This window comes from Pseudomonas sp. S2_E01 (assembly GCF_054668365.1).
The window spans coordinates 4,249,330-4,262,620 of sequence record NZ_CP162762.1 but is presented as its reverse complement, the minus strand read 5'-3'; the positions used below and the strand labels follow the sequence as shown (position 1 = coordinate 4,262,620).

The 13,291-nt window shown below is 59.8% G+C and carries 13 protein-coding genes; 11 read left to right on the top strand and 2 right to left on the bottom strand.

Annotated features, from left to right (window positions below; all coding sequences use genetic code 11):
- Positions 1–119: 119 nt before the first annotated feature.
- Positions 120–1,139 (bottom strand): DUF4917 family protein, encoded by a 1,020-nt coding sequence (locus AB4O36_RS19800; RefSeq protein WP_460140075.1) that lies wholly within the window; start codon positions 1,137–1,139, stop codon positions 120–122.
- 156 nt (positions 1,140–1,295) lie between these two features.
- On the opposite strand from AB4O36_RS19800, the gene yiaY reads away from it, so the two are divergent.
- From yiaY to AB4O36_RS19755, 9 genes are all read left to right on the top strand, one after another.
- Positions 1,296–2,444, top strand: a complete 1,149-nt coding sequence (yiaY, locus tag AB4O36_RS19795; protein WP_460117346.1) for an L-threonine dehydrogenase — start codon at positions 1,296–1,298, stop codon at positions 2,442–2,444.
- A gap of 70 nt (positions 2,445–2,514) precedes the next feature.
- Positions 2,515–3,423, top strand: coding sequence for a LysR family transcriptional regulator (locus AB4O36_RS19790; RefSeq protein ID WP_460140074.1), 909 nt, complete (start codon positions 2,515–2,517; stop codon positions 3,421–3,423).
- 175 nt (positions 3,424–3,598) lie between these two features.
- A complete protein-coding gene (locus AB4O36_RS19785) occupies positions 3,599–4,792 on the top strand; it encodes a CaiB/BaiF CoA transferase family protein (protein ID WP_460140073.1) in 1,194 nt (397 codons plus the stop codon).
- The gene (locus tag AB4O36_RS19780; protein WP_460140072.1) at positions 4,789–5,715 is read left to right on the top strand and encodes a hydroxymethylglutaryl-CoA lyase; all 927 of its coding nucleotides are present in this window, start codon (positions 4,789–4,791) and stop codon (positions 5,713–5,715) included. Before AB4O36_RS19785 ends, AB4O36_RS19780 begins: the two co-directional genes overlap by 4 nt.
- A gap of 78 nt (positions 5,716–5,793) precedes the next feature.
- The gene (locus AB4O36_RS19775) at positions 5,794–7,125 is read left to right on the top strand and encodes an MFS transporter (protein ID WP_460117342.1); all 1,332 of its coding nucleotides are present in this window, start codon (positions 5,794–5,796) and stop codon (positions 7,123–7,125) included.
- Positions 7,126–7,367: 242 nt separating this feature from the next.
- A complete protein-coding gene (locus tag AB4O36_RS19770) occupies positions 7,368–8,006 on the top strand; it encodes a LysE family translocator (RefSeq protein WP_460140071.1) in 639 nt (212 codons plus the stop codon).
- 3 nt (positions 8,007–8,009) lie between these two features.
- Complete coding sequence (locus AB4O36_RS19765; RefSeq protein ID WP_460140070.1) at positions 8,010–9,359, top strand: sensor domain-containing protein; 1,350 nt, start codon at positions 8,010–8,012, stop codon at positions 9,357–9,359.
- Between the two features lie 116 nt (positions 9,360–9,475).
- Positions 9,476–9,634: a KGG domain-containing protein gene (locus AB4O36_RS19760; RefSeq protein ID WP_460117338.1), complete on the top strand. Its 159-nt coding sequence runs from the start codon at positions 9,476–9,478 to the stop codon at positions 9,632–9,634.
- A 75-nt stretch (positions 9,635–9,709) separates the two neighbouring features.
- On the top strand, positions 9,710–10,213 hold the full coding sequence (locus tag AB4O36_RS19755) for a DUF4142 domain-containing protein (protein WP_460117337.1): 504 nt from the start codon (positions 9,710–9,712) through the stop codon (positions 10,211–10,213).
- Positions 10,214–10,273: 60 nt separating this feature from the next.
- On the opposite strand, the gene AB4O36_RS19750 is transcribed toward AB4O36_RS19755, so the two are convergent.
- A complete protein-coding gene (locus tag AB4O36_RS19750; protein WP_460117336.1) occupies positions 10,274–10,684 on the bottom strand; it encodes a low affinity iron permease family protein in 411 nt (136 codons plus the stop codon).
- A 224-nt stretch (positions 10,685–10,908) separates the two neighbouring features.
- Between AB4O36_RS19750 and AB4O36_RS19745 the strand changes: the two genes are divergently transcribed.
- Both AB4O36_RS19745 and tam read left to right on the top strand, forming a co-directional pair.
- The gene (locus tag AB4O36_RS19745) at positions 10,909–11,994 is read left to right on the top strand and encodes a type I restriction endonuclease (protein ID WP_460140069.1); all 1,086 of its coding nucleotides are present in this window, start codon (positions 10,909–10,911) and stop codon (positions 11,992–11,994) included.
- 113 nt (positions 11,995–12,107) lie between these two features.
- The gene (gene tam, locus AB4O36_RS19740) at positions 12,108–12,878 is read left to right on the top strand and encodes a trans-aconitate 2-methyltransferase (protein WP_460140068.1); all 771 of its coding nucleotides are present in this window, start codon (positions 12,108–12,110) and stop codon (positions 12,876–12,878) included.
- Positions 12,879–13,291 lie beyond the last annotated feature (413 nt).

Below are 13,291 nucleotides of genomic sequence, written 5' to 3'. Positions count from 1 at the left end.
CTCTGTGGGAGCGGGCTTGCTCGCGAAAGCGGTGTATCAGTCAATGAAGATGCCAACTGACCGTTTGCCTTCTTTGAAACGCTGCCCGGAGACAAGCCCGGTTTCACAGTTGATCGAGATTAAACCTCCACCGGCACCGCCAGCTTCGGATGACCCAGCGCATGGGTCTTGGAATCGAAGAACCGCAGCGCTGACCCCGTTCCTTCGAACACCTTGGCGTAATGGCGCTTCTGGTGCTGGATGAACGCCTGGCTGCGGGGATAGATCGAAATCGCCACCAACGCCGGTTTCGCGTGGCGCAGCGCATCGATGAGATGCTGATCCTGCTCATTCAGCCCGTGCCCGAAAATGCACAGGCCTGCGTCTTGCTTCATCAGCTGGTCAAGGCAGAACGACAGGTAGTCCGAGCTGCGAATCGTCTTGAGCTTGTCCGCGCTCGTCCCTTCGTTGACGAAGAGCGGCACATCGTCCAGCGTCTTGATCGTATTGTTGATCGCGAAGCTGCCCAGTAGCGTGCCTTCGGTCGAGGTCATCCTGCGCGCGGTGCCGTCCTGGTTGCGCACCAGGTGGAGGCCACCGTGCAGGTACAGCACACGGGTTTTATCGGTGGCGGTGGCGCTCAGGTCGAAGCCCGGCTCCGTGCCCTGGAACAGATCGGTGAGGGTGTCCGGCTGATGCTGGATCGCCCAGTGGGTCAGCAGGTCGTAATTGGTGGTGAACACTGACGAGTAGCGGCTCAGCTCCTCGTTGATCGTCGCCAGCGTGGCCGGCTCCACCAGCCGCCATGGGATGTGCACCGCGTGGACGCTGTTGATCAGCGCTTCCTTGATCGCGTAATAGCGATTGCGCGGCGCGGCGGAGCTGACAGCCAGGGCTTTGTTCACCCGGCTGGTGGTTTTCAGCGCGCCCAGTACCTGCTCGAAGCTGCGGGTCTGCAGCGCGTCGAATACGCTCAGTTCGGAGGCGCTCAGAGGCTTTTCCTCGACAGTGCGAGCATTCTCGAACAGTGAGTCGTAGCCGAAGTCGTCCCATACCGCGCGGCTGGCGCCGTTGCCCAGCAGCAGGCCGCTGATGGAGGTGCTGGCGCGCAGGGCGTTCCAGTCTTCTAGTTGGGCATCGACATCCTGGAAATCGGTCATTGCGGTGCTCGTTTCAAAAGCCAAAGGTCAGATGGGTGGCGACTTTATCACGACCGGTCCTTGAGCCAGATCAAGTCAATCATTGGCCAATCGGCGGATTCTTCAGGTTACCGCCGAATCGAACAGGCGAAACGGCCCAGACCTGGAGACTCGTTCATGAGCAGCACCTTTTTCATCCCCGCCGTGAATATCATGGGTAACGGTTGCCTCGACGAAGCAATGGACGCCATCCGCAATTACGGCTACCGCAAGGCGCTGATTGTCACTGATGCCGGGCTGGCCAAAGCTGGGGTGGCAGCAATGATCGCCGAGAAGCTGGCGCTGCGCGATATCGACTCGGTTGTTTTCGATGGCGCCAAACCCAACCCAAGCATCGCCAACGTTGAAAGCGGCTTGGGTCTGCTCAAGGAAAGCCGTTGTGATTTCGTGGTGTCCCTGGGTGGCGGTTCGCCCCACGACTGCGCCAAAGGCATCGCCCTGTGCGCGACCAATGGTGGGCAGATCCGCGATTACGAAGGCGTGGATCAGTCGACCAAACCACAATTGCCGTTGATCGCCATCAACACCACCGCCGGCACCGCCAGCGAGATGACCCGTTTCTGCATCATCACCGACGAGTCCCGCCACGTGAAAATGGCCATCGTCGACCGCAACGTCACGCCGCTGCTGTCGGTCAATGACCCGGCGCTGATGATTGCCATGCCCAAGAGCCTGACGGCCGCCACCGGCATGGACGCGCTCACCCACGCCATCGAGGCCTACGTGTCCACGGCGGCGACGCCGATCACCGACGCCTGCGCGTTGAAGGCCATCACCCTGATCAGCAACAACCTGCGCCTGGCCGTGCGCGACGGCAGCGACATCGGCGCACGGGAGAACATGGCGTACGCCCAGTTCCTGGCGGGCATGGCGTTCAACAACGCGTCCTTGGGTTACGTGCACGCCATGGCTCACCAACTGGGCGGTTTCTACGACTTGCCCCATGGCGTGTGCAACGCCGTGCTGCTGCCCCATGTGCAAAGCTTCAATGCGATGGTCTGCGCCGACCGCCTGACCGATGTCGCCCACGCAATGAGCGCCGACATTCGTGGCGTCACCCCGGAAGAAGGTGCCCAGGCCGCCCTCGCAGCCATCCGCAGTCTGGCGAAGGACGTCGAGATTCCTGCCGGCCTGCGTGCCCTCGGTGCGCGTCTCAACGACATCCCGACCCTGGCCAGCAACGCCCTGAAAGACGCCTGCGGTCTGACCAACCCACGGGCGGCGGATCAACGGCAGATCGAGGAAATTTTCCTCAGCGCGTTTTGACCCGCGCACGGTTCGGGTGCAAAGGACGCTATGCTGCGTCCTCGCCCGAGCCGAAATCGCCGAGTCCCCGATGCTGCAAAAAAGCCTGATCCGCCGCCTCGACCTGATCACTCTCCAGTTGTTTGTCGCCGTCCACGAAGAAGGCACGCTCACCCGTGCTGCAGCTCGTGAAGCCATCGCGGTGTCGGCGGCGAGCAAGCGGCTGATGGAATTGGAGGAGGCGTTTGGCATCAGTCTGTTCGTGCGCCAGGCCAAAGGCATGACGCTCACCCCGGCCGGGGAGACGCTGTTGCATCATGCCCGGCAGATGTTGTTCAACGTCGAGAAAATGGGCCTGGAACTGGGTGAGCACAGCCACGGCGTTCGCGGTTATGTCCGGATGCTCGCCAACCTGTCGGCGATCATCCAGTTTTTACCGGAGGACCTGCGCGACTTTTCCGAACGTCATTCCCAGGTCAAGACTGACCTTGAAGAACGTCCCAGCAGCGGGGTGATCCAGGGCGTGCTGGATGGCGTGGCGGACCTGGGCATCTGTTCCAGCGACAGCGACGTCAAGGGCCTGCACAGTGTGTTGTATCGAGAGGACCAGTTGGTGGTGTTGATGCTGCCGAATCATCCGTTGGCCCATCGCACCCGCGTGGCATTCGCCGATACGCTGGACAGCGATTACGTCGGCCTGCACTCCGCCAGCTCCATCAACATGCGTACCCACGCCGCCGCGCGCCACGCCGGCAAAGTGCTGCGCCTGCGTATTCATGTGCCGGGTTTCGACGCGATGTGTCGCATGGTCCAGGCGAACATGGGCCTGGGGATCATGCCGCAGAAAGCCTACGAATTGTTCGGCCGGGCGCTTGGCCTGCATGCCGTGCCGTTGACTGATGATTGGTCGCACCGGGCGTTGATCCTGGTCGTGCGCGATGAGGCGAGGTTGTCGCCGGTGAGTCGATTGTTGTTTGAGCATTTGCGGGGGCAGGCCTGATTTTTGGGTTGGATTTCCCGGCCCCTTCGACTTGCTCGCGATGAGGCCCTGAGGCCGGAACAATCCTCCAGAGCGTTCGCATTTCACGAACGCCCCTTGCCAACTGAAGGTTGGATTCCCGGCGCCACCGTCCTCTAGCCTTGGAGCCAATTCCAAGAACAAGAGGTACCCCGCGATGACTGCCCCTTTAAGTGCAATCAAAGTGATCGAAATCGGCACCCTGATTGCCGCGCCGTTTGCCGCGCGCATGCTCGCCGAATTCGGCGCCGAGGTGATCAAGATCGAAGCCATGGGTCAAGGTGATCCGTTGCGTAAATGGCGCAAGCTGCACCAGGGCACTTCGTTGTGGTGGTACCTGCAATCGCGCAACAAGAAATCCCTGGCACTGAACCTCAAATCCAGTGAAGGCATCGACCTGGTCAAGCAACTGGCGAGCAGCGCCGACGTGCTGATCGAAAACCTGCGCCCGGGAGCCCTCGAAAAGCTCGGCCTGGGCTGGGACGTCCTGCATGCCCTCAACCCCAATCTGACCCTGGTGCGCATCTCCGGTTATGGCCAGACGGGCCCTTACCGTGACCGTCCGGGGTTTGGCGCCATCGGTGAGGCCATGGGCGGCATTCGCTACACCACCGGTACGCCGGGTTCGCCACCAGCACGAGTGGGCGTCAGCCTCGGCGATTCGCTGGCATCGTTGCACGCTGTGATCGGCGCCCTGATGTCGCTGTTGCGGGTCAAGACCGGGCAGGGCGGCGGGCAAGTGGTCGATGTATCGCTGGCCGAAAGCGTGTTCAATGTCATGGAAAGCCTGGTGCCGGAATACGACATGCTTGGCCATGTGCGCGAGCGCAGCGGTGGGGCCTTGCCGGGCATCGCGCCATCCAACACCTACCTGACCGCCGACGGCGCCTATGTGGTGATCGCCGGCAACAGCGATCCGATCTACAAGCGCCTGATGGAAGTGATCGGTCGTCGCGATCTTGCCGACGCGCCGGAGTTCGCCCATAACGACGGACGCGCCGCCCGCAGCAACATGCTGGACGCCGCCATTACCCATTGGACCAGCAGCCTGCCGATCGACGACGTGCTGGCGGCCCTGGAAGCGGCCGAGGTGCCGGCCGGGCGCATTTATTCGGTGGCCGACATCGTGGCCGACCCGCACTATCGGGCGCGGGACATGCTGCTCAACGCCGACCTGCCCGGTGGCCTGCAGGTGAAAATGCCGGGCATCGTGCCCAAACTCTCCGAAACCCCGGGTGGCGTTTACTGGTCCGGGCCGAGCCTGGGCCAGCACACCGACGGGATTCTGGCCGGCCTGGGCCTGTCCGAACTGGACATCGAACGCTTGAAAACCCAAGGGGTGGTGCAATGATCACTGACTTTTCGCAAACCCTGGTCGTCCAGGAAGTCTCGCCCCGCGACGGCTTGCAGATCGAACCGACCTGGGTGGAAACCGCCGACAAGATCGCGTTGATCGATCAGCTGTCGCTGGCCGGTTTCAGTCGCATCGAAGCGGGTTCATTCGTGTCGCCCAAGGCCATCCCGGCCTTGCGGGATGGCGAAGCGGTGTTCACCGGCATTGCCCGGCAACCGGGGGTGATCTACGTCGCCCTGATCCCTAACCTCAAGGGGGCACAACGGGCGCTGGCAGCAGGCGCCGATGAACTGAACCTGGTGATGTCCGCGAGCCAGACGCACAACCTGGCGAACATGCGCATGCGCTGCGAAGACTCGTTGGCAGCGTTCGGCGAAATCGTCCAGTTCGCAGGTAGCACCCCGGTGCGCCTCAACGGCAGCATCGCCACCACGTTCGGCTGCCCCTTCGAAGGCAAAATCGATGAGGACCGTGTGCTGCACATCGTCGACGCCTATCAGGAACTCGGCATCACCGGCATCACCCTGGCGGACACCACTGGCATGGCCAACCCGCGCCAGGTCGATCGCCTGGTGCGGCGGGTGCTGCAACGGGTGGCCGCCGCGGACTTGACCCTGCACTTCCACAACACCCGCGGCCTGGGCCTGTGCAACGTGCTGGCCGCTTACGAGGGCGGTGCCAGGCGCTTCGATGCCGCCCTCGGTGGACTGGGCGGCTGCCCGTTTGCGCCGGGCGCTTCGGGCAACATCTGCAGCGAAGACCTGGTGAACCTGTGCGACGAAGTCGGCATCCCCACCGGCATCGACCTGCCTCTGCTGCTCAAGTTGTCACGCGGTCTGCCAGCACTGTTGGGGCATGACGTGCCGGGTCAACTGGCCAAGGCCGGACGCAATTGCGACCTGCACCCGATACCGGCCTGATCGACGGCCCTTTCAAGCCTCACAACCAGACAACAAAAACAATCGGGCACCCACGGGAAGTCCGCCTGGAGAAACACTATGAGCCTCAATGTACTGGAGGCGGGCATGAGCCCGTCCGTCAATCACGACGCAGAAAAAGCCCTGGTCAGCAAAGTCGCGTGGCGACTGATGCCGTTGATCATGGTCTGCTACCTGTTCGCGTTCTTCGATCGTATCAACATCAGTTTCGCCAAATTCCAGTTGCAGGCCGACCTGAGCCTCAGTGATACCGCCTATGGCCTGGGCGCCGGACTGTTCGTGGTCGGCTACGTGATCTTCGAAGTGCCGAGCAACATGATGCTGTACAAGGTCGGCGCGCGGCGCTGGATCGCGCGAATCATGATGTCCTGGGGGCTGGCCACCGCACTGATGGTGTTCGTCACCAGCGAATGGCAGTTCTACGCGTTGCGCTTCCTGATCGGTGCGATGGAGGCCGGTTTCGCCCCTGGCGTGCTGTATTACCTCACGCTGTGGTTCCCGCAGCATTATCGTGGGCGCATTACTTCCATGTTGTTCCTTGCGTCTGCGTTCGCCGGGCTGGTCGGCGCGCCATTCTCCGGGCTGGTGTTGCAGCATCTGGATGGTGTGATGCAGATGCGCGGCTGGCACTGGCTGTTCCTGCTCGGCGGTGTGCCGTGTATCGGCCTGGGTGTACTGGTGCTGACCCTGCTCAAGGACCGCATCGAAGACGCCCACTGGTTGACGCCTTCGGAGAAAACCCTGCTGGCCAGTCGCATTGCCCACCATGAACCGCACAAGAGCGGCGGCTCTTTGCTCGCGGCGCTGCGCATTCCCGGCTTCCTGACCTTGGGTTTGATCTACTTCCTGATCCAGGTGGCGTCCTACGGCCTGAATTTCTGGGCGCCGCAACTGATCCGCAGCGCCGGCACCGAGAGCCCCGTGATGATCGGCCTGCTGACGGCGATTCCGTACATCTGCGGGGCGATCAGCATGGTGGTCATCGGACGCCTGTCCGACGCAACCGGCGAGCGCCGCAAGTTCGTCGCCGGCCTGGTCGCGGTGGGCGCTTTGGGCTTCTTCTGCGCCGGGATCTTCGCCAGCCACACGACTTTCCTGATTGTCGCACTGGGGCTGCTGGGGGCGGGGATCGTTGCGTCCATCCCGAGCTTCTGGACCTTGCCGCCCAAATTGCTGGCCGGGGCGGGTGCGGGGGCCGCTGGCGGGATCGCGGTGATCAACACCCTCGGCCAGTTCGGCGGCATCGTCAGCCCGGTCATGGTCGGGCGCATCAAGGACCTGACAGGCAGCACCACGCCGGCGCTGTACGTCATCGGTGTCTGCGCGCTGATCGCCGTAGCACTGCTGCTGTGGGGGTTGCCGCAGAAGCTGCGTACGCTCGATAAGATCTAAGGCACGCATAGAACCGCTGTAGGAGCGAGCATGTCGAGGCGTCGAACCGTCGCGATGGTCGTCAACGATGACGCTGACTGCCTGACACTCAGCGGTGTCTGTGTCTCCATCGCGAGCATGCTCGCTCCTACAGGTGAAATGCGTTAACCGCAGCGAAGTTCTTCGACGAGCAGTGAGTCGGTTTTCCGTGACCTGATATAGACTTGCCGCCACTCACTGATCAGTTCAAAAGGACTCCTCCGATGACCCCCTCGCTGCTGATGGCCGTTCTCGCCTCGGGTTTCATCTATGGCATTACGCCAGGTCCCGGTGTGCTTGCGGTGTTTGGCATTGGCGCGGCACGGGGGCGACGGGCGGGGGCGGGGTTCCTGTGCGGGCATTTGCTTGGCGATGTGATCTGGTGCAGCACGGCGTTGATCGCGATTGTCGGTGCGCGGGAAATCGGCAGTACCGCTTTTGACGTGTTGGGCGTGCTCAGCGGCCTGTACCTGTTCTGGCTGGGGATGCGCGCGGTGCGGGCCAAACGCAGCAGCGTCGAGGCGCCTCAGGGGCCTGCACGGCAGCCATTCTGGCACGGCGTGCTGTTCGGCCTGACCAACCCCAAGGCGTACCCAGTGGCGGTGGCGACGTTTACAGCGCTGCTGTCGAGTCGGGCCGAGCTGCTGAACTGGGCGATGTTGCCGTGGCTGATCGTCCTGAGCTTTGTCGGAGGTCTGATCGCCTACGCTATTCTCGTGGGCATCGTTGGTGCGCGGCAGGTGCGCAGTTTGTATCAACGTCATGAGTTGCTCATCACCCGCTTGTGCGGGGTGATGTTCATCGGTTTTGCCATCAACGCTCTCCTGCACGCGCTGCCGGGACTGATGCCGAACAAGGCTTGAAGCATGACAACCAGAAACCCGGCGCCGCAGGCGAGTTACTTCGATCTTTTGCTGGATGCCGTTTGTGCCGTCGACAAGCAAGGCCAGTTTGTTTTTGTCAGCGCGGCGTGTGAGCGCATTTTCGGATACACCCCCGACGAGCTGATCGGCCAGCCCATGATCGAATTGGTGCATCCCGCCGACCGCCAGCGCACCCTCGATGCCGCGCGGGAAATCATGGGCGGAGATCCCAAGCTCAATTTCGAGAACCGCTACGTGCGCAAGGATGGCCGCGTGGTGCATATCCTCTGGTCGGCGCGTTGGTCGCAGGTCGATCAACTGCGTATCGCCGTCGCCCGCGACATCACCGAACGCAAGCAGGCCGAGTCCCGGCAAGCGGCGTTGTACGCGATTTCCGAAGCAGCCCATGCGGCCGAGGACTTGCTGGCGCTGTTCAAACGCATCCACCTGATCATCGGTGAATGGCTGCCAGCGCTGAATTTCTCCGTTGCGCTCTATGACGAGCACTGTGCGCAGATCAACTTCCCCTATCACGTCGACGACCACGAACACCAACCCGAGCAGCCCGGGACGGTCACCGGGCAGTTGTGCGCCGAAGTGATCCGCACCGGCCAGCCGATCTTGCTGACACCGGGGCAGCAGGGTGCCCCGCAAGGCTTCGAACGACTAGTCGCAGGCCAGCAGTCGCCGTGCTGGCTGGGCGTACCGTTGAACTCGCAGAACGGCACCATCGGGGCGCTGATCGTCAAAAGCGTGGCCGGCGGCGAACGCTACACCGAGCAGGATAAGGAGATGTTGCAGTTCGTCTGCGCGCAAGTGGCGACGGCGATCGAGCGCAAGCAGTTGCACGCCCGGCTGCAACGCATGGCCCAATACGATCAGTTGACGCAATTGCCCAACCGCGAATTGCTGCGCGATCGCCTGAAAGCCTCCCTGACCCAGGCCCGTTTGGACGGTGGGCGCATGGCGTTGCTGTATGTGGATCTGGACCGCTTCAAGGAGGTCAACGACACCCACGGTCATGCGGTTGGTGACATGCTGCTGCAAGCCGTGGCCAATCGCCTCAAGGGCTGCGTGCGCGAGACGGACACCGTGGCGCGCATAGGCGGAGATGAGTTCGTGGTGTTGCTGCACAGTATCCAGGCGGCTAAAGACGCTGAGAGTGTCGCCGGCAAGATACGCCTGGTCCTGGCGCAGCCATTGCGCCTGGACGGCCACAGCCTCAACATCCAACCGAGCATCGGTGCTGCCATCTTCCCCGAGCACGGTATCGAGGAAAAGCAATTGTTCCGCCATGCCGACGAGGCCATGTACAACGCCAAACGACAACATCACCTCGATTACAAGATGTGATCGTTGCCCGCCGTTCGTCGCATCCCTCCTGTTTTTTCTAAACCTTTGTCGTGATGAAAATTCTCACATTAGGCGGGCTCCTGCTCGCCGCGATCATCACCAAGAGGTAGAGAATCATGCCTAACTCAAGAAACTCGAACTCAGGAAATTTCGCCAACGATCGAACGAAGGCGTCCGAAGCGGGTCGCAAAGGTGGGAAAACTACCACCACGACCGTCGATAAAGAACCGTCGAAACCCGAGACGGACCGCAAAGGCGGTCAGAAATCCAAGTAGTGATTGTGGGTAGTTTTGATTGAGAGACGGGAGCGAAAGCTCCCGTTTGAATGTTCACAATAGGAGGGCGCGACCATGAGCCGGATGGCCACCCGAGTACGCAACGCCGGTTTTGCCACATTAGTGGGCCTGTGTGCCAGCAGTGCCTTTGCCCAGTCACCTGCCGAATTCATCAACGACGCATCCGCCAAAGGCATGGCCGACATCGAAACCAGTCGCATGGCGCACCAGAAGTCCGAATCCCGAGAGGTCAAGGACTACACCATCGTCGTCATCAACGACCGCACCACGGCCAACCAGCACCTGGCGAAAATCGCCAAACAACTGGATTTGCCGGTGGCGCCACGGGAAGAAGTGGTCGACAAGGCCAAGGCGCTGATGCCCGAAGTGAAAGAGGGCGATACCTTCGACCAGGCCTACGCCGCCAGCCAGGTGCAGACCACCGAGGAAGCGATTGAGCAACTGCAGCAGCAGGCCCAGACCACCGACATCCCGGAAATCAAGGCCTACGCCGAAGAAACCCTGCCCAAGCTGCAAAACCACCTGCAGATGGCCAGGGCGTTGCAGGCGAGCCGTTAACCCTGTGGGAGCGAGCAGGCTCGCTCCCACAAGACCAGGGCGCACATGGCGCCTGCGCCCTCAGCAATCATTCAAATCAATCTTCTTCTTACTCGTCTCAGCCAACCCTGCCAACGCATGCACCTCGCCTTCGCCCATCTTGCGATAGTGCTTGCGCAGCGCCTCGAGTTGCTCCAGATCGAGCAGCTCCAAGCCCAACATGGCGTTCTGCGCTTCCTTGTTCACCCGCAGCAGTTCATCAATCTTCAGGTGCAGGATGTCCGTATCCCGGTTCTGCGTGTTCTGAATCAGGAACACCATCAGAAACGTGATGATCGTGGTCGAGGTGTTGATGATCAGTTGCCAAGTGTCGTTGTAATCGAAAATCGGCCCGCTCAACCCCCACAACCCAATCAATATCAAAGCGCCCATGAATGTCTTGGGACTGCCGGCCCACAGGGCGAGCTTTTGAGAGATTTTCGCGAATTTCATTGCCGTGTTCCTTATTGGGATGCGTCTGAAAGTGTGACAGCGCGGGGGCTATGAAAATTCTGCTTACAGTTTTGCCTACCAAAGGAATGAGGTTACGGAGGGTAAAGGTGGCTTTTCACAAATTTCTGATGGGATCTTTCTTTGTCTCGGTTTGTGTCTAGTATCAATGGCAGTCAATTTGCCAGCATGGAAAAACTCGGATCGAAACTCGGAGAGGATTGCACATGGAATTTTTCGAAAAATTAGTGAGTTTGGCGGCTAAGGTTCGTTTACAGAGTGCGGCGATTCAGACGGAGGAGGCGACGAAGAATGCGTTTGTCATGCCCTTTATCAGCACGGTGCTCGGCTACGATGTTTTCGATCCGACCGAAGTTACCCCCGAATTTGTCTGCGACGTTGGAACCAAGAAAGGAGAGAAGATCGACTACGCGATCATGAAGGGGGGCGAGGTTCAGATCTTGATTGAGTGCAAGAAAATCGGCGAGCCGCTGCACATCAATCATGCTTCGCAGCTGTTTCGGTACTTCCATGTCACCAGTGCTCGCATCTCCATCCTTACCAATGGCCAGGTTTACAAGTTTTTCACCGATTTGGACGCGCCAAACAAAATGGATGAGAAGCCATTTTTGGAGCTCGATCTCCTGGACATTGACGAGTATTCCGTCCCTGAATTGGTAAAGCTCACCAAATCTGCATTTGACGTGGATTCGATAATCAGCGCTGCAGGTGAGCTGAAATACGTCAGCCAAATAAAAAAGGTCATAGCTTCACAGGTCAGTAAACCTGACGATGATTTCGTAAAGGTCTTCGCATCGCGTGTTTACGATGGAGTGATCACTCAGAAAGTCCGTGAGCAGTTCCATGAGCTGACGAGAAAGGCCGTGGTGCAATTTCTCAACGACCAGATAAATGAACGTCTCAAGTCGGCCATGAGTGGTGCAATTCAACCGACCCTGACCTCGCTACCGGTTTCTTCCAATGATGCCGAGCCGACTGATCTTCGGGATGAATCTGAAGATAAGGTACTCACGACCTTGGAAGAGCTGGAGGGGTACCACATCGTTCGTGCCGTGGTCCGTTCAGTTGTAGACGCCAAGCGGATTGTGCAGAGAGATACCCAGAGCTATTTCGGTATCCTGCTGGACGACAACAATCGCAAACCAATCTGTCGTCTTCATTTCAATCGTTCACAGAAGTACATCGGTATTTTTGACGAGGAAAAGAACGAGACTCGGCATGCGATCAATTCAGTCGACGACATTTACGAGTACTCGGATCATTTGAAGAAAACGGTTGGGTTTTACAATTGATCCACCATGTATAAAAAAACCGGCCCTTAGGCTGGTTTTTGCATTTTTTAGCCTGAAAGAATCGAATCAGCGAGCCCTGATAAACTGCGACTTCGATCCAACAGGAGAACGCCATGACCTGGTCCGCCAAACAGTACGTCGCCTTCGAAGATGAACGCACCCGCCCGGCTCGCGACCTGCTCGCGGCAATCCCGACCGCGCAAGTGCGTACGGCCATCGACATCGGGTGCGGCCCCGGTAATTCTACCGAGCAGCTGGTCGAGCGTTTCGAGGGGGCCACGGTGCGCGGTGTCGACAGCTCTGGCGACATGATCGAGGCGGCGCGCAAGCGGCTGCCGCACATAGCGTTCGACACCGTCGACATCGCCAACTGGAACGACAACACCCAGTTCGACGTCATCTTTGCGAACGCGGTGCTGCAATGGCTGCCCAATCACGCAACGTTGCTGCCGTCGCTGGCCGGGCGCTTGACCCCGGGTGGCAGCCTGGCCATCCAGATGCCCGACACCCTCAACCAGCCGTCCCATCGCCTGATGCGTGAAATCGCCGCTGATGGCCCATGGTCCAGCAAACTGACCGGCGCCAGCGCGCAACGCACACAAGTGGCAACCGCAAGCGACTACTACGCCATGCTCAAGCCCCATTGCAGCCGCGTCGATGTCTGGCACACCACCTATCACCACCCCTTGGCGGGCGGTGCGTCGGGCATTGTCGAGTGGTTCAAGGGCAGTGGTTTACGGCCGTATCTGCAACCGTTGAGCGAGGCCGAGCAGGCGCAGTACCTCGAGCGCTACCTCGCCGCCATCGAGCAGGTCTATCCAACCCTGGACGATGGTTCGGTGCTGCTGCCGTTCCCACGCCTCTTTATCGTCGCGACCCGCTGAAAGCGCATCAGTCTTTCCTGCGGGTGCTCAGGAACTCAAAGAGAAACGAAGCAAAGCCGAACAGCCCGATGATTGAAACGATCATGAACCCCAACTCTGAGTTTTCCATGCTGATCTCGGTGTGGAAGGTGAGCGGGCAGGGTAGGGGAGTTTTGGGCGGGTTTGGCGTGGGGTTACGGGTTCTTTACTGGGAAGTGGGGATCTATACGCAAGCTTTATGAGGAGCAGTGAGAAAAAGCGTGTTTCGATTTTTTTGCGTCTTCTTCACGTGCTCAGACGCGGTGCAGTGTAGGTTTTCACGAATCAAAACGTTAACGCGTGATGAAATTTGATAATAAATCGGTGATTTCACTCGAAAACGTTAACGCTAACGCAGCTTTTTGAAACGACTATGGATTTGACATCAGCGACAC